Raw genomic sequence first — 15896 nt, forward strand, 5'->3', positions numbered from 1 at the left:
GGCAGCTTTGCGTCGGCCCCGGCCGCCGCGGACCCCGCACAGGAAAAGGACATTATGGAAGTGCAAGACATTGCCAAGCTGGCGATCGAAGCCCTGGAAGACGTCAAGGGCAAAGACATCATCGAACTGGACACCAGCAAACTGACCTCGCTGTTCCAATGCATGATCGTGGCCACCGGCGACTCCAACCGCCAGGTCAAGGCGCTGGCCAACAGCGTGCACGTCAAGTTGAAGGAAGCCGGCGTGGACATCGTCGGCAGCGAAGGCCACGAAAGCGGCGAATGGGTGCTGGTGGACGCGGGCGACGTGGTGGTGCACGTGATGCTGCCCGCGGTGCGCGACTACTACGACATCGAGGCGCTGTGGGGCGGCCAGAAGCCCAGCTTCCTGCCGGCCGGCGGCCGTCCGTGGTCGGCGACCTGATCCGGCTGCGCTAAGAACGTGTTTACGGTCTCGCGAGCAAGAGCGAGACAAGGCGAAAACGGCTGTGAAAGCGGAATGTACAAGTGGTACATGAGCATTTCGAGGACGGTTTCAACGCCGTATCGCCAACGCGTAGCAGATCGTAAACAGGTTCTAAGCCGCTCATCGAAACGGGGACGCAAGTCCCCGTTTGCGTTTATTCCCTGGCTCATTCACGATGAAAATCACTATTCTCGCCGTCGGCACCAAGATGCCGCGCTGGGTCGATGAGGCCTACGGCGATTACGCCAAGCGCTTCGGCCGCGACATCACGCTGGAACTGAAGGAAATCAAACCGGAGAAACGCGGCGGCGGCGTCACCGCCGAAAAAGGCATTGCCGCCGAGCACGAGCGGCTGCTCGCCGCCATTCCGCCGCGCGCGCGACTGGTGGTGATGGACGAACGCGGCAAGAACTGGACTTCGGTGCGGCTGGCGGAAGGCCTGAAGGAATGGATGGCCGGCGGCGACGACGTGGCCTTCATCATCGGCGGCGCCGACGGCCTGGCCGCGGAATTGAAGCAGCGCGCCGACGTGCTGCTGCAGCTGTCGGCGATGACCCTGCCCCACGGCATGGTGCGGGTGATGCTGGCCGAGCAGATCTACCGCGCCTACTCCATCCTCAACAACCACCCCTACCACCGCGAATAGACGGACGCCGGCGGATCACGCCGGCTGCGACGGCTGCGCCGCCGCCTGCGGCAAGGGCTGCGGCGCCAGCCTGGCCCACTCCACCGCCACCGTGTCGTCGCGCAAGGGCAGCGCCGAATCCTCGGCGCGCGCCAAGCTACCCAACCAATTCTCATTGCCCGAAAAAATCATGGCAGCTTCCTCCAGCCTTCATGTTGCAAACGCCGCTCCACCGCGGTGGCGGAACGGCGGCAGGCCACCACCGGGATGCCCAGCGCGTGGGCGCGGTCCCGGTAATTGCGCATCACATTGTGTCCCAGAAAATCGGTGAGCAGGATCAGCAGATCCGGCTTGCCCGGCAGCGGCGCCCTGCGCTGATGCGCGACGTTGCGCCCGCAGATGTGGCGGGCGATCCGGATATCGTAGCTTTGCAGAACCGCCGGAATGTTCCCCAAGCTGTCCGCGCCTATCAACAGGGCGTTCATCGGCCACCTCCTCTCTGCGCGGCGCGGGACGCGCCTCGACATGCCCTCACTCTAAGCCGGCGTAATAGCACAGTAAAGATATATAAAATTAGTTTTTTATTTCCAACAAGTATATAAATGCCGCAACGGCCCCGTCGCGCCCGCTTCCACGGCGTCAAGCCGGCAAGTCTTTGAAATCGCAAAGCAAAGCAAGATCCCGCTTCCGCCGCCGCGGTCGGCTCCCTACCGCGCCGCTTCGTGCCGCGTTCCAAGCAAAACTATCGACAGAAAAACCGAAACCCGCTACGCTGCGCGCCCTCGGCGTCTTCGTCCAACCTATTGATCTGTATATACAAATGAACGCAGTTCTTCTGGCCGTCATCGTCATGCTCGGGCTGGCGCTGTTGCGCACCCACGTCGTCATCAGCCTGCTGCTCGGCGCCTTGATCGGCGGCCTCTGCGGCGGTCTGTCCCTGTCCCGCACGCTGGAAGCCTTCAACAACGGCATCACCGGCGGCGCCTCGGTGGCCCTGTCCTACGCCCTGCTGGGCGCCTTCGCGCTGGCCATCGCCAAATCCGGCCTGCCGCACGCGATGGCGGATCTGGCGGTCAAGCGGCTGGAACGCGACAGCGGCCAGAGCCGGCTGAAATGGGCGTTGATCCTGCTGCTGGCCGCGGTCAGCGTCGCCAGCCAGAACCTGGTGCCCATCCACATCGCCTTCATCCCCTTGCTGGTGCCGCCGCTGCTTTATGTGATGGCGCGGCTGCATCTGGACCGCCGCCTGGTCGCCTGCGTGATCACCTTCGGCCTGGTCACGCCCTATATGGTGTTTCCGGTGGGCTTCGGCGACATCTTTCTGAAACAGATCCTGCTCGGCAACATCGCCAAATCCGGCATGGACGTGCGCGGCCTCAATGTGATGCACGCGATGGCGATCCCGGCGCTGGGCATGGTGGCCGGCCTGTTGTGGGCGGTGCTGGTCAGCTACCGCAAGCCGCGCCAGTACGCCTTGGGCAAGATAGAAAACGCCGAGCGCACCCGCGCCAAGGTCAGCCGCAAATCGCTGGCCACCGCGCTGCTGGCGATCGCGCTGGCCTTCGCGGTGCAGCTGTACACCGATTCGATGATCATGGGCGCGCTGGCGGGCTTTCTGCTGTTCCTCGCCACCGGCGTGGTGAAATGGAAGGACGCGGACGGTCTGTTCAACGAGGGCATGAAGATGATGGCGATGATAGGCTTCACCATGATCACCGCCCAAGGCTTCGCCGAGGTGCTGAAGGCCACCGGCCAGGTGGGCGCTCTGGTGACCGCCAGCGCCGGCCTGTTCGCCGGCAACCAGGGCGTGGCCGCCTTCGCCATGCTGCTGGTGGGCCTGGTGGTGACCCTGGGCATAGGCTCGTCCTTCTCCACCGTGCCCATCCTCACCGCCATCTACGTGCCGCTGTGCATGCACCTGGGCTTTTCGCCGCTGGCCACGGTGGCCATCATCGGCACCGCCGGCGCGCTGGGCGACGCCGGCTCGCCGGCGTCGGACTCCACGCTGGGGCCGACTTCGGGCCTGAACGTGGACGGCCAGCACGACCATATCCGCGACACCGTGCTGCCCACCTTCCTGCACTACAACCTGCCGGTGCTGGCGGCCGGCTGGATTGCGGCGATGGTGTTGTAGAATGGCCGGCATGGATGATCAAATCGATGCCCGCCTGGCCGAAATGGAAGTGAAGCTCGCCTTCCAGGACGAACTCTTGGACGCGCTGAACGCCACCGTGGCGCGCCAGCAAAAAGACATGGAGCTGCTGCAACAGCAAATGCGTCTGCTCTACCAGCAATTCCGTCAAGCCCAGCCGGACGACGCCGCGTCCGGCCTCAGCCCGCGCGACGAGATTCCGCCGCATTATTGATGCCGACGACGGCTTAGCGGTGGCCTCTGCGCCGCGACACCGTCGCCTCGATATTCTTGCGGCCGATCAGCGGCGCCGGCTCCGGCATCTCCGGCGCGGCGTCGCCCAGCCATTTGTACATCACCAGGCAGTCCACCAGGCCCAGCCGCGCGTGGCGGTAAGCGCGCGGCAAACGGCCCACCGGCTCGAACCCCAGCTTGCTCCACAAGGCCACCGCCACCTCGTTGCTGGCCACCACCGAGTTGAACTGCATCGCCAGGAAGCCGCTGTCCCGCGCCAATTGCTGCGAGTGCTCGCACATCAGCCGCGCCACGCCCTTGCCGCGCGCCGCCTCGGCCACCATATAACCGCAATTGCAGACATGGCCGCCCGGACCGGCGGCGTTGGGCTTGAGAAAATACGAGCCCAGCAGCGCGCCGTCCTCCTCCGCCACCAGGGTGTGCAAGGGCAGCCGCAGCCACAACTCGCGCGCCTGCTCCCGTGTCAGCTCCGGATCGAAGGCATAGGTCTCCCGGGCCGCCACCACCGCCTGGAACACCGGCCAGAAGCGTTCGAAATCGCTGTCGTTCATCGCTCGGATCGTAATCATGCTGTCTCCTGTTTCCATTGCGCCGTCCCCGGCTTCCTGCTCATGCGTCCCGACAACAGGCTGGCGCTGGCGATCAAGGCGCCGCCCAGCCATTCGCGCGGCGTCATCGCCTCGCCGGCCAGCAGATAGGCCGACGCCGCCGCGAACAACAGCTCCATCAGCATCAGCGTCATCGTCTGCGTCGCCGGCAAAATGGACACGCCGTGCTGCGAGATCACGCTGGTGCACAACAGGGTGACGCCCAGAATGCCCAGCACCAGCCAACTTTGCGGCGGAATCTGCAGAATGCCGCCCAATTGCCCGGCCAGCGCCAGCTTGATCGCGCCGATGGACGCCACGCCGAACCAGATCGACGCCGACTTGACCGGCACCGGGATGGACTGGGCGCCGCGGCTGAGCACATTGCCCAGCGCGAAGGCCATGCCGCCGGACAGGGCCAGCCACTCGTAACGATGGCTGAGCGGCAGCTCGCCGGCGAACAGGCCCGGCCGGTAGATGAAGATGAAGCAGCCGAGCAGCGACAAGGCCACCACCAGCCAGCCGCTGCGGGTCAGCCGCTCCTTCAGGATCAAGCGCGACAGGAACACCGTCCACAGCGGCGACAGGTAGAACAGCAGCAAGACCCGCATCACCTGGCCCTCGGACACCGCCCAGGTATAGCTGTAGTTGCACCAGCCGAACACCGCGGTCAGCACCAGCAACACCGGCTGCAGCCGGAACTGGCGGCGGTAGACGTCGAAAAAGGTGATCACGCCCAGAGTGATGGCCACCAGATAGACCACCAGCGAGGTCATCGCCACGCTGACGCCGCTTTGATTGAGGCTGCGAAACGGGTACCACATCAAGCCCCAGACCAGAGCGGTGGTGAGAATGCCGCAGACGGCGAGAAATTTTTGTTTTACAGGTGTCATCGCTTGTTCTTAAGATATTCGTTTGCTTGCGCCCGCTTTGGAGACACCGTGAACCCCCGCCTGGCCCAATTGCAGCCCTATCCCTTCCAGCGCCTGCGCGCGCTGCTTGCCGGCCTGACGCCGCCGGCGGACAAAACGCACATCAATCTGTCGATAGGCGAACCCAAACATCCAACCCCGGAGCTGGTCGAACAGGCTCTGATCGACAACCTAGGCGGGCTGTCGCAATACCCGGCCACGCTGGGCAGCGAGGCGCTGCGCCAAGCCTGCGCCGGCTGGATGCGACGGCGCTATGATCTGGAACTGGATGCGCAAAGCGAGATACTGCCGGTCAACGGCAGCCGTGAAGCCTTGTTTGCTTTTGTGCAGACGGTGATCGACGCCAGCGCCGGGCAGACGCCCATCGTGATATCCCCCAACCCTTTTTACCAGATTTACGAAGGCGCGGCACTGTTGGCCGGCGCCGAACCCTACTATGTCAACTGTCTGGCCGAACAGCGCTTCCAGCCGGACTGGAGCCAGGTGCCGGAAGCGGTGTGGCAACGCACCCAGCTGGTGATCGTGTGCAGCCCCGGCAACCCCACCGGTGCGGTGATGTCGCTGGCGGACTGGGAGACGCTGTTCCAGCTGTCCGAGCGCTACGGCTTCGTCATCGCCAGCGACGAATGCTATTCCGAAATCCACTTCGGCCGGCCGCCGCTGGGCGGGCTGGAGGCGGCGCGCAAGCTGGGCCGCGGCTTCGAGCGGCTGGCGATGTTCACCAGCCTGTCCAAGCGCTCCAATGTGCCCGGCATGCGCTCGGGCTTCGTCGCCGGCGACGCCGCGCTGCTGGCCAAGTTCCTGCTCTACCGCACCTACCACGGCAGCGCGATGAGCCTGGCGATACAGGCGGCCAGCGTGGCGGCCTGGAACGACGAGGACCACGTCGAGTCCAACCGGGCCCAATACATCGCCAAGTTCGACGCGGTCACCCCGCGGCTGGCGATGGGGCTGGAGGTGCGGCGCCCGGACGCCAGCTTCTACCTGTGGGCCAAGGTGCCGGACGGGAATGATGTAGACTTCGCCAAGGCGCTGTTCGCCGAGGAACACGTCACCGTGCTGCCGGGCAGCTACCTGGCGCGCGACGCCCACGGCGTCAATCCCGGCGCCGGCTATGTCCGCGTCGCGCTGGTGGCCACGCTGGAAGAATGCGTGGCCGGCGTCGAGCGCATCGTCGCCTTCGCCGAACGCCGGCAACGCCAGACCCCATGAATCCCCGCGGCCCCGCCTCCGGCGCGGCCGCCTGAAAGCGAATTGAATGACCACTTCCATCCACATTGCCAAAGGACTGAACACCATGCATCCGATCCAGACCCTGATCGAAGAAGCCTTCGAACAACGCGCCGACATCACCCCGGCCACCGTTTCCGCCGAGCTCAAGGCCGCCATCGGCCAGGTGATCGCCGAGCTGGACGCCGGCCGCCTGCGCGTGGCGGAAAAACAGGGCGCGGACTGGGTGGTGAACCAATGGGTGAAGAAGGCGGTGCTGCTGTCCTTCCGCATCCGCGACAATGAGCTTTCCGACGACGGCGTCAACCGCTACTTCGACAAAGTGGACACCAAGTTCGCCGACTGGAACCCGGCCCGCTTCCAGGAAGCCGGCTTCCGCGTGGTGCCGGGCGCGGTGGCGCGCAAGGGCAGCTTCATCGCCAAGAACACCGTGCTGATGCCGTCCTACGTCAATATCGGCGCCTACGTCGACGAAGGCGCGATGGTGGACACCTGGGCCACCGTCGGCTCCTGCGCTCAGATCGGCAAGAACGTGCACTTGTCCGGCGGCGTCGGCATCGGCGGCGTACTGGAGCCGCTGCAGGCCAACCCCACCATCATCGAGGACAACTGCTTCATCGGCGCGCGTTCGGAAATCGTCGAAGGCGTGATCGTCGGCGAAGGCTCGGTGATCTCCATGGGCGTCTACATCGGCCAGTCCACCAAGATCTACGACCGCGAAACCGGCGAGATCAGCTACGGCCGCGTGCCGCCCGGCTCGGTGGTGGTGTCCGGCAACCTGCCGAGCAAGGACGGCAGCCACAGCCTGTACTGCGCGGTGATCGTTAAGAAAGTGGACGCTCAGACTCGCAGCAAGACCAGCATCAACGAACTGCTGCGCGGCGTGTAAGCCCCTTCCGTCCGCCGGCTCGGGCGGACAGTCGGCACGCCCGCTGTCCGCCTCTCCCCGCCTCCTCCGCGCCGCCGGCCGCATTGCAATGCAGCATATTTGCATCGCGAACACCGTTGAAATTTGGCTAGTTCACGACAAGTCTATAAAATCTCCAGTTCGAAAAGAATCGGCAAAAAAGCGGCCGCTCTCCAAGAACCGCTCATCCAAGGCAAAGCTTGGGTGACAGGCTTCAAGAGCCGCTTTGCCTGAACGGCCCGCCATCGCACCGCTCCGGGTCCGCCGTTTCAACCGAGGCCGTCCGCGGCTTCACGCATGCTATCTGGAAACTTTGTGTCTTCTGACAATTTCATCGAGTTCAGGAACGTCAGCTTCGCCTATGGCGAGCGGCCCATTCTGAAAAACCTCAACCTCGCCATTCCGCGCGGCAAGCTGGTGGCCGTCATGGGCGGCAGCGGCAGCGGCAAAACCACGCTGCTGCGGCTGATCTCCGGCCAGAACCGCCCGCAGGCCGGCGAAGTGCTGGTTGACGGCAAGAGCGTCGCCAAGATGAGCGCCGCCGAACTTTATCAACACCGCCGCCGCATGGGCATGCTGTTCCAGTTCGGCGCGCTGTTCACCGACCTGTCGGTGTTCGACAACGTCGCCTTCCCCATTCGCGAGCACACCAAGCTGCCGGACAGCATGATCCGCGACCTGGTGACCATGAAGCTGGAGTCCGTCGGCCTGCGCGGCACCCAGCAGCTGATGCCGGCGGAACTGTCCGGCGGCATGGCGCGCCGGGTGGCGCTGGCGCGCGCCATCGCGTTGGACCCGCAACTGATGCTCTACGACGAGCCCTTCACCGGCCTGGACCCGATCTCGCTGGGCGTGATCGCCCACCTGATCAAGAAGCTCAACCACGCGCTGGGCACCACCGCGGTGATGGTCACCCACGACGTGCACAAATCGCTGGAGATCGTCGACCACGTGCTCTTCGTCGCCGGCGGCGAGATCGTCGCCCAGGGCACGCCGGACCAGGTGCGCAATTCGGATTCGCCATGGGTGCACCAGTTCATCTGGGGCGAGGCCGACGGCCCGGTGCACTACGCCTACCCGGCGGAGCGCTCGCTCGCCGACGACCTGGGACTCAACGGAGGCCGCCATGCTTGATTTGATCGCCGCGCCCTTGCGCAAGCTCGGCCACCTCACCATCAACGCCGTCTGGCGGCTGGGCTTCGCCTGCCGCTTCCTGGTGGCCATCCTGCGCGGCAGCGGCCAGAGCCTGTTGCGGCCGCAGCTGACCATACGCGAGGTCTATTTCGCCGGCGTGATGTCCTTGATCATCATCCTGGTGTCCGGCCTCTTCGTCGGCATGGTGCTGGGCCTGCAAGGCTACAGCACCCTCGCCAAATTCGGCTCCGCCGACGCGCTGGGCGCGGTGGTGGCGCTGGCGCTGTTGCGCGAGCTGGGCCCGGTGCTGGCCGCGCTCTTGTTCGCCAGTCGCGCCGGCAGCGCGATGACGGCCGAAATCGGCCTGATGAAAACCACCGAGCAACTGGACGCGATGAGCGTGATGGCGGTCGACCCGATCGCCCGCGTGGTGGCGCCCCGCTTCTGGGCCGGCGTGATCTCCATGCCCATCCTGGCCGCGCTGTTCAACGTGGTCGGCATCTTCGGCGGCTACCTGGTGGGCGTGGTGATGATAGGCCTGGACGTCGGCACCTTCTGGTCGCAGATGCAGGCCAACGTCGACCTGCATTTCGACGTGGTCAACGGCCTGATCAAGAGCCTGTGCTTCGGCGTCGCCGTCACCCTGATCGCCGTGTTCGAAGGTTATGACGCCACTCCGACGGCCAGCGGCATTTCCGCCGCCACCACCCGGACCGTGGTCACCTCCGCATTGGTCATTCTGGCGCTGGATTTCATCCTGACCGCCTTCATGTTCTAGGAAAAACCCGAATGAAACGCTCTACTATTGATTTGTGGGTAGGCATCTTTGTGGCGCTGGGCATCGCCGCCGTCGCCTTCCTGTCGCTGAAAGTGGCCAATCTGGTCCCGCAAAGCGCCAACCAGACCTATGTGCTGTACGCCGACTTCGACAACGTCGGCGGACTGAAGGTCAAAGCGCCGGTCAAGGAGGCCGGCGTGGTGATCGGGCGCGTGGCCGACATCCAGCTCAACCCGAAAACTTATCGCGCCCGCGTGACTCTGAATATTGACAAGACCTATCAGATCAGCGACGACGCCAGCGCGTCCATCCTGACCGCCGGCCTGCTGGGCGAACAATATATCGGCATGCTGCAGGGAGGCTCGGAAACCAATCTGACCCCGGGCGGCACCATCACCATCACCTCCTCGGCCATGGTGCTGGAACAATTGATCGGCAAGTTCATGACGGGCTTTACCGATAGCAACAAGAGCGCTGACAAATAGCGCGGCACAAAGACGGGGCACCCCGCAACAAACTGCCGGCCGGCGCGCTACCCGCGCCGCCGGCTCACTCGCAATCGATTGGAAAAACGATGAAAAAACTGCTCGCATTCTGCTGTCTGCTGTTCGGCTTGTCCGCCGCGGCCCAAGCCGCCGGCGACACCCCCACCGACGTGATCAAGGACGCTTCCCGCCAGGTGCTGGAAGTGCTGAAACAAGACAACGGCAAGAACACCAAGCAAATCCGCCTGCAGGCGGAAGCCGTGGCGGTGCCGATGTTCGACTTCCCGCGCATGACCGCCCTGGCCGTGGGCCTGGGCTGGCGCCAGGCCAGCGCCGAGCAGCGCGCCCAGCTGACCCAGCAGTTCCAGACCCTGCTGGTGCGCACCTATTCCGCGACCATGACTCGCTTCAAAACCGCTCAGGTCGACGTCAAGCCCAACCCGCTGATGAGCAACGGCGACCGCGACGCCACGGTGAAAACCACGGTCAGCCTGCCGGGCAACGCCAACCCGGTGGCGGTGGACTACTCGCTGAACAAGGGCGCGCAAGGCTGGAAGATCTACAACGTCAGCGTGGAAGGCGCCAGCCTGGTCACCGTCTACCGCAACTCCTTCAATGAAGAAGTGCGCAAGAGCGGCGTGGACGGCCTGATCAAGCTGCTGCAGAACAAGAACGCCGCGCCGGTGGCCGCGGCGCCCGCCGCCAAGGGCAACGGCTGATGCTGGAGCACACCGCCCCCGGCCAGGCGCGGCTCAGCGGCCAGCTGAACATGGACAGCTGCGGCGCCTTGGCCGCGCCGCTGGCCAAGCTCGCCGGCGAAGGGCCCTTGCGTCTGGATCTGTCCGGCATCGCCGGCGCCGATTCCGCCGCGCTGGCCCTGCTGCTCGGCGCGCGCCGCGCCGCCGACGCCGGCGGTCACGCCCTGTCCCTGGAAAACTGGCCAAGCGGGCTCGGCGCCCTGCTGGACCTTTACTCGCTGGCGGAACTGTTGTCCGCCCCGGCGGCGGACTGATATGCGGAGAGGATTTATGTCGCCCCTGAAACCCGCGCTGACCGGCCTGGCGCTATCGCTGACCCTGGCCGGCTGCGCCAGCAATCCGACGGTGCCTTACGACCGCTTCGAGCCTTACAACCGCGCCATGTACCAGGTCAACGACACTGCCGACCGCTACCTGATCAAACCGGTGGCCGAGGGCTACAAGGCCATCACGCCGTCGCCGGTGCGCACCGGCGTCGGCAATTTCTTCGACAACCTCAAGGATGTCTACAGCGCGCTGTCCAACGCCTTGCGCGCCGAGCCGGAGAAAGCGCTGAACGACGTGATGCGGGTGGCGATGAACACCGGCTTCGGCCTGTTCGGCCTGATCGACATCGCCAGCCAGGCCGGTTTGAAGAACAACAAGAACACCCTGGGCGACACTTTCGCCGCCTGGGGCTGGCACGACAGCAACTATCTGGTGCTGCCCTTCTTCGGCCCGTCCACCGTGCGCGACGGCGCCGGCCTGACCGCCTCGCTGGGCGGTCCCGGCCCGGAGAAGATGTTCTACGACACCACCTGGCAAGCGGTGGGCTTCTACGGCCTGTACGGCGTGAACACCCGCGCCCGCTACCTGGGCATGGAAACCATGCTCAGCGCCGCGGCGCTGGACCCGTACAGCTACACCCGCGACGCCTATATGCAGTTGCGCGCGCAGCAGCTGGGCCTGCCCAACCCGACCCAGATTAGCGACAATTTCAATCTCGACGAGCTGGTCGACTCTCCGGCCGGCAAGCCGGACAGTTCGGCGCCGGCCGCCGCCGTCCCCGGCGCCAAGGTCGCGGCTTCCGCCGCGCAGTAAACCCGCACCCTCCGCTGCCGGCCGTCCCGACGCGCCGGCAGCGTTCTTTTCCACTTCTCAACAGGAAACGCCATGAGCAATCTGCCAGCCTGTCCGCAATGCAAATCCGAATACACCTATCAGGATGGCGCGATGTATGTCTGCCCGGAGTGCGCGCACGAATGGAGCGAGCAGGCCGCCCCCGCCGAAGAGGCCCGCGTGATCAAGGACGCCAACGGCAATGTGCTGCAGGACGGCGACAGCGTCACCGTGATCAAGGACCTGAAAGTCAAAGGCTCCTCGCTGGTGGTGAAAGTGGGCACCAAGGTGAAGAACATCCGCCTGGTCGACGGCGACCACGACATCGATTGCAAGATCGACGGCATCGGCGCGATGAGCTTGAAGTCCGAGTTCGTCAAAAAAGCGTAAGACCCGCGCCGCAAAGCAAAACGCCACGGCCTGAGCCGTGGCGTTTTTCATTGCCGGAGCAAAGCTTGCGCTTAGCTGACGCGTTCGATCAGCGCGCCTACCGCGCCCAGCTTCTTCTCGATGTACTCGTAGCCGCGATCCAGATGGTAGATGCGGTCGACGATGGTTTCGCCCTCGGCCACCAGGCCGGCGATCACCAGGCTGGCCGACGCGCGCAGATCGGTGGCCATCACCGTGGCGCCGGACAGCTTCTCCACGCCTTTGACGATGGCGGTATTGCCTTCCACCTCGATGTTGGCGCCCATGCGGTTCAGCTCGGGCACGTGCATGAAGCGGTTTTCGAAAATGGTTTCGGTCACCACGCCGGCGCCCTCCGCCACGCAGTTCAGCGTCATCAGCTGGGCCTGCATGTCGGTGGGGAAGGCCGGGTAGGGCAAGGTGCGGAAGTTCACCGCCTGCGGGCGGCGCTTCATGTCCAGCGAGATCCAGTCGTCGCCGCACTCCACCACCGCGCCGGTTTCCGCCAGCTTGTCCAGCACCGCCTCCATGCTCTTGGGCGCGGCATTGCGCAGCACGATATGGCCGCGCGTCATCGCGCCGGCCACCAGGAAGGTGCCGGCCTCGATGCGGTCCGGCATCACCGCGTAATCGGCGCCGTGCAGGCGCTCCACGCCCTCGATCACCAGACGGTCGGTGCCGATGCCGCTGATCTTGGCGCCCATCGCCACCAGACAGTTGGCCAGATCGGTCACTTCCGGTTCGCGCGCGGCGTTTTCCAGCACCGTGGTGCCTTCGGCCAGCGTCGCCGCCATCAGCAGGTTCTCGGTGCCGCCCACGGTTACCATGTCCATGATGATGCGCGCGCCGCGCAGGCGGCGGGCCTTGGCCTTGACGTAGCCGTGCTCAATGCTGACCTCGGCGCCCATCGCCACCAGGCCCTTGATGTGCTGGTCCACCGGCCGGCTGCCGATGGCGCAACCGCCCGGAAGCGACACCGTGGCCTCGCCGAAGCGCGCCAGCGTCGGGCCCAGCACCAGGATGGACGCGCGCATGGTCTTCACCAGATCGTACGGCGCCACCAGGCTGTCCAGATGACCGGCGGTGATTTCCATCTCGTGCACATTGTCGGTCATCACCCGCACCCCCATGCCTTGCAGCAGCTTCTGGGTGGTGGCGATGTCGCGCAACATCGGCACATTGGTGAAGCGCATGGTGTCGCCGGTCAACAGACTGGCGCACAGAATGGGCAGGGCGGCGTTCTTGGCGCCGGAAACGCGGATCTCGCCGTTGATCGGACCGTTGCCGATGATTTTCAGTTTATCCATGACGGATCAGCCTTGCAGTTTTTGCCATTCGTCCGGCGTAGCGGCCTTGACGATGGACAGAGCGTGAATTTCATTGCTGGCCAGGCGGGTGGCGATCACCTCCTTGACCAGGCGGTGGCGGTCGATCAGGCGCTTGCCCTCGAAAGCCGCCGACACGATGGTGGCGTAGAAGTGGTGGCCGTCGCCCTCCACTTCCAGATGAGTACAGGCCAGGCCGGCCTCGATGTATTGTTTGACTTGTTGCGGAGTAATCATGAGAAATCCCGTGGGTGCGCTCAATGGCGCAGTTTATAGCCAGATTTGATCAGCCACAGCGTCAGCCCCGCCAAGACGGCGAAGCTGCCGCCCACCACCCCGGCCGACAGCCAGGGGCTGACGTCGGCCTGGCCGAAGAAGCCGTAGCGGAAGCCGTCTATCATGTAGAACACCGGGTTGAGGTGGGACGCGGCGTACCAGAACGGCGGCAGGCTGTTGATCGAATAGAACACGCCTGACAGGAAAGTCAGCGGCATGATCAGAAAGTTCTGGAAAGCGGCCAGCTGGTCGAACTTTTCCGCCCAGATGCCGGCCAGAATGCCCAGCGCGCCCAGCACGCCGCAGCCGAGCACGGCGAAGACCAGCGCCCACAGCGGCTGAGCCGGCAGCGGCAGGCCGAACCAGCCGGTGACCAGCAAGACCCCGGCGCCGACGGCCAGGCCGCGCACCACGGAGGCCAGCAGATAGGCGCCGAAGAACTCCAGCGCGGTCAGCGGCGGCAGCAGCAGGAACACGATGTTGCCGGTGATCTTGGACTGGATCAGGCTGCTGGAGCTGTTGGCGAAGGCGTTCTGCGCCATCGACATCATCGCCAGGCCCGGAATCAGGAAGGCGGTGTAGCTGATGCCGGGATAGGCCTCGACATGGCGCGACAGCACATGGGCGAAGATCAGCTGATACATCAGCGCGGTCAACACCGGCGCGGCCACGGTCTGGAACGCCACTTTCCAGAAGCGCACCAGTTCTTTCTTGAACAGGGTCATGAAGCCGGTCATGGCTGCGGCCCTCCATTCATCATCTTGACGAACACGCTTTCCAGATCCGTCTCCACCACGTTCAGTTCGCGCACCTCCACCGCCGCCTCGCGCAGCGCGGCCAGCACCGCTTCCAGCTGGCCCAAATGCTCCAGCTGCAACACCACGCGGCGGTCTTCGTCGCGCAGCTTCATCGGCAGCAAAGCCGCCGGCAACTCGCCGGACAACAACAGCGCCACTTCGCGGCGCGCGCTGTGCGCCAGCAGCTTGTCCTTGCTCTCCAGCGCCAGCAAGCGCCCCTTCTTCAGCATGGCGATGCGCGAGCACAAGGCTTCCGCTTCTTCCAGATAATGCGTGGTCAGCACGATGGTGTGGCCGGCTCGGTTCAGCTCCTGCACGAACACCCACAGGCTCTGGCGCAGTTCCACGTCCACGCCTGCGGTGGGCTCGTCCAGCACGATGACCGGCGGGCGGTGCACCAGCGCCTGGGCCACCATCACCCGGCGCTTCATGCCGCCGGACAGCGCGCGCATATTGCTGTGCGCCTTGTCGGCCAGACCCAGCTTGAACAGCAACTCGTCGATCCAGTCGTCGTTGCGGCCCAGGCCGAAGTAGCCGGACTGAAAGCGCAGCGTTTCGCACACCGACAGGAAGGGATCGAACACCAGCTCCTGCGGCACCACGCCCAGCGCCTTGCGCGCGGCGCGGAAATCGCCGACCACGTCGTGGCCCATGATGCGGATGGAGCCGCTGTCCGGCCGCGACAAGCCGGCCATGGCGGAAATCAGCGTGGTCTTGCCGGCCCCGTTGGGACCGAGCAGGGCGAAGAATTCGCCGGGGGCGACGGAGAAGCCGACCTGGTCCAGCGCCTGCAGCTGGCCGTAGCGCTTGCTCACCGCCTGAATTTCAATAGCCTGGGGCATGAGAGAGGTAACACCGACAACGCCGCGCGGCCGGGGCCGCCGACGGCGCTAATGGTTTGACAAAAAAGGTCAATTATAGCGCTGGGCTACGCTTGAGGGGAGAGTTCTTCCATCACTTCCGGCAGGAATATTCCACGGTAGACATATTGCAACAGTTGCGTGGCATTCTGGCCCAGATTGGTCTGGCTGCCGTCCGCCAGCCAACGATTGATCAGGCCGTGGTGCATCGATTGCAACACCTCGGCCACCGTTTCCGGATTCACGTAGGGCAGGGTCTGGCCGGCATCCACCGCCATCTGCACCACCAGGGTCAATTGCTCGCGAGTTTCTTGCATATGCGCAACACACTCGTCATGAATGGGGGCCAGTTCACCGACATGCTCGCTCCGCATAAACAGAATGAGTAAAATACGACGAACCTGTGGGTTATCCCCTATCATGGTCAGCAGCCGGTGGCTATGGTTCCACAAGGCCAGTGCCGGACTCGAGTGTGCCGTTCTCAACAATTGCTCACAGATGTCATCAAACTGCCCGCCCATCCTGTCCAGCATCGCCCGGTACAAATCCAGCTTGTTCTGGAAGTGCCAATACACCGCGCCGCGCGTCAAGCCCGCGGCGCTGGCGATGTCCGCCAGTGTCGTTTTGGAGACACCCTTCTCGCTAAAAAGCTGCTCCGCCGTATCCAGCAGCAAATGCCGCGTTTGTTCGGCTTCTTCCCGGGTTTTGCGTGCCATGTTGAACGTATCGCTGATCAAAGGGTCTGTCGGAAGCCCGCACCATAACACAATGCGTCGCTGGAAGCATTTTACATACGTACACGCATGTATGTAAAATGTCGCGACTAGAGATCGATCAATTTCCAC

General features: G+C 64.4%; 22 protein-coding genes. 13 read left to right on the forward strand and 9 right to left on the reverse strand.

What is annotated here, in order from left to right:
• Window positions 1-54: 54 nt before the first annotated feature.
• Both rsfS and rlmH read left to right on the forward strand, forming a co-directional pair.
• A complete protein-coding gene (gene rsfS, locus VK98_RS03345) occupies window positions 55-423 on the forward strand; it encodes a ribosome silencing factor (protein ID WP_019101317.1) in 369 nt (122 codons plus the stop codon).
• A gap of 217 nt (window positions 424-640) precedes the next feature.
• Window positions 641-1111, forward strand: coding sequence for a 23S rRNA (pseudouridine(1915)-N(3))-methyltransferase RlmH (gene rlmH, locus VK98_RS03350; RefSeq protein WP_019101316.1), 471 nt, complete (start codon window positions 641-643; stop codon window positions 1109-1111).
• A 15-nt stretch (window positions 1112-1126) separates the two neighbouring features.
• Here the strand turns inward: rlmH and VK98_RS24325 are convergent, their stop codons facing one another.
• Window positions 1127-1255 (reverse strand): hypothetical protein, encoded by a 129-nt coding sequence (locus tag VK98_RS24325; RefSeq protein WP_255360645.1) that lies wholly within the window; start codon window positions 1253-1255, stop codon window positions 1127-1129.
• 23 nt (window positions 1256-1278) lie between these two features.
• A complete protein-coding gene (locus VK98_RS03355) occupies window positions 1279-1575 on the reverse strand; it encodes a DUF2325 domain-containing protein (protein WP_048412689.1) in 297 nt (98 codons plus the stop codon).
• A gap of 335 nt (window positions 1576-1910) precedes the next feature.
• Between VK98_RS03355 and VK98_RS03360 the strand changes: the two genes are divergently transcribed.
• Together VK98_RS03360 and VK98_RS03365 are read left to right on the forward strand one after the other, a co-directional pair.
• Window positions 1911-3224 carry a Na+/H+ antiporter family protein gene (locus VK98_RS03360; protein WP_048412690.1) on the forward strand — a complete coding sequence of 438 codons (1314 nt, stop codon included), beginning with the start codon at window positions 1911-1913 and terminating at the stop codon, window positions 3222-3224.
• Between the two features lie 10 nt (window positions 3225-3234).
• Window positions 3235-3456 (forward strand): SlyX family protein, encoded by a 222-nt coding sequence (locus VK98_RS03365; protein WP_048412776.1) that lies wholly within the window; start codon window positions 3235-3237, stop codon window positions 3454-3456.
• Window positions 3457-3469: 13 nt separating this feature from the next.
• Here the strand turns inward: VK98_RS03365 and VK98_RS03370 are convergent, their stop codons facing one another.
• Complete coding sequence (locus tag VK98_RS03370; protein WP_048412691.1) at window positions 3470-4045, reverse strand: GNAT family N-acetyltransferase; 576 nt, start codon at window positions 4043-4045, stop codon at window positions 3470-3472.
• Window positions 4042-4956 (reverse strand): DMT family transporter, encoded by a 915-nt coding sequence (locus VK98_RS03375; RefSeq protein ID WP_048412692.1) that lies wholly within the window; start codon window positions 4954-4956, stop codon window positions 4042-4044. The genes VK98_RS03370 and VK98_RS03375 overlap by 4 nt, the downstream gene beginning before the upstream one ends.
• Window positions 4957-5004: 48 nt before the next feature.
• On the opposite strand from VK98_RS03375, the gene dapC reads away from it, so the two are divergent.
• The 9 genes from dapC (at window position 5005) to VK98_RS03420 (ending at window position 11775) form a co-directional block, all read left to right on the forward strand.
• Window positions 5005-6207: a succinyldiaminopimelate transaminase gene (gene dapC, locus VK98_RS03380; protein ID WP_048412693.1), complete on the forward strand. Its 1203-nt coding sequence runs from the start codon at window positions 5005-5007 to the stop codon at window positions 6205-6207.
• An 85-nt stretch (window positions 6208-6292) separates the two neighbouring features.
• Window positions 6293-7114: a 2,3,4,5-tetrahydropyridine-2,6-dicarboxylate N-succinyltransferase gene (dapD, locus tag VK98_RS03385; protein WP_048412777.1), complete on the forward strand. Its 822-nt coding sequence runs from the start codon at window positions 6293-6295 to the stop codon at window positions 7112-7114.
• A 333-nt stretch (window positions 7115-7447) separates the two neighbouring features.
• On the forward strand, window positions 7448-8266 hold the full coding sequence (locus VK98_RS03390; RefSeq protein WP_048412694.1) for an ABC transporter ATP-binding protein: 819 nt from the start codon (window positions 7448-7450) through the stop codon (window positions 8264-8266).
• A complete protein-coding gene (gene mlaE, locus VK98_RS03395) occupies window positions 8259-9044 on the forward strand; it encodes a lipid asymmetry maintenance ABC transporter permease subunit MlaE (RefSeq protein ID WP_048412695.1) in 786 nt (261 codons plus the stop codon). Before VK98_RS03390 ends, mlaE begins: the two co-directional genes overlap by 8 nt.
• A gap of 11 nt (window positions 9045-9055) precedes the next feature.
• Entirely contained in the window at window positions 9056-9529 is a 474-nt protein-coding gene (gene mlaD, locus VK98_RS03400) for an outer membrane lipid asymmetry maintenance protein MlaD (RefSeq protein ID WP_048412696.1), read from the forward strand.
• Between the two features lie 89 nt (window positions 9530-9618).
• Entirely contained in the window at window positions 9619-10248 is a 630-nt protein-coding gene (locus VK98_RS03405; protein WP_048412697.1) for a phospholipid-binding protein MlaC, read from the forward strand.
• Entirely contained in the window at window positions 10248-10541 is a 294-nt protein-coding gene (locus VK98_RS03410) for an STAS domain-containing protein (protein ID WP_048412698.1), read from the forward strand. The genes VK98_RS03405 and VK98_RS03410 overlap by 1 nt, the downstream gene beginning before the upstream one ends.
• Window positions 10542-10557: 16 nt before the next feature.
• A complete protein-coding gene (locus VK98_RS03415; RefSeq protein ID WP_048412699.1) occupies window positions 10558-11367 on the forward strand; it encodes a VacJ family lipoprotein in 810 nt (269 codons plus the stop codon).
• 72 nt (window positions 11368-11439) lie between these two features.
• Window positions 11440-11775 (forward strand): zinc ribbon domain-containing protein YjdM, encoded by a 336-nt coding sequence (locus VK98_RS03420; RefSeq protein ID WP_048412700.1) that lies wholly within the window; start codon window positions 11440-11442, stop codon window positions 11773-11775.
• A 71-nt stretch (window positions 11776-11846) separates the two neighbouring features.
• Here VK98_RS03420 and murA read toward each other — a convergent pair whose 3' ends face one another.
• The 5 genes from murA to VK98_RS03445 all read right to left on the reverse strand — a co-directional run bounded on the left by murA (window position 11847) and on the right by VK98_RS03445 (window position 15767).
• A complete protein-coding gene (murA, locus tag VK98_RS03425) occupies window positions 11847-13100 on the reverse strand; it encodes a UDP-N-acetylglucosamine 1-carboxyvinyltransferase (protein ID WP_048412701.1) in 1254 nt (417 codons plus the stop codon).
• Between the two features lie 6 nt (window positions 13101-13106).
• Window positions 13107-13355: a BolA family protein gene (locus tag VK98_RS03430; RefSeq protein WP_048407933.1), complete on the reverse strand. Its 249-nt coding sequence runs from the start codon at window positions 13353-13355 to the stop codon at window positions 13107-13109.
• Window positions 13356-13375: 20 nt separating this feature from the next.
• Entirely contained in the window at window positions 13376-14131 is a 756-nt protein-coding gene (locus VK98_RS03435) for an ABC transporter permease (RefSeq protein ID WP_048412702.1), read from the reverse strand.
• The gene (locus tag VK98_RS03440; RefSeq protein ID WP_048412703.1) at window positions 14128-15033 is read right to left on the reverse strand and encodes an ABC transporter ATP-binding protein; all 906 of its coding nucleotides are present in this window, start codon (window positions 15031-15033) and stop codon (window positions 14128-14130) included. Before VK98_RS03440 ends, VK98_RS03435 begins: the two co-directional genes overlap by 4 nt.
• Before the next feature lie 86 nt (window positions 15034-15119).
• Window positions 15120-15767: a TetR family transcriptional regulator gene (locus tag VK98_RS03445; protein WP_048412778.1), complete on the reverse strand. Its 648-nt coding sequence runs from the start codon at window positions 15765-15767 to the stop codon at window positions 15120-15122.
• Window positions 15768-15896 lie beyond the last annotated feature (129 nt).

The sequence above is a fragment of the Chromobacterium sp. LK11 genome, from assembly GCF_001043705.1.
GTDB classification, from domain to species: Bacteria; Pseudomonadota; Gammaproteobacteria; order Burkholderiales; family Chromobacteriaceae; genus Chromobacterium; species Chromobacterium alkanivorans.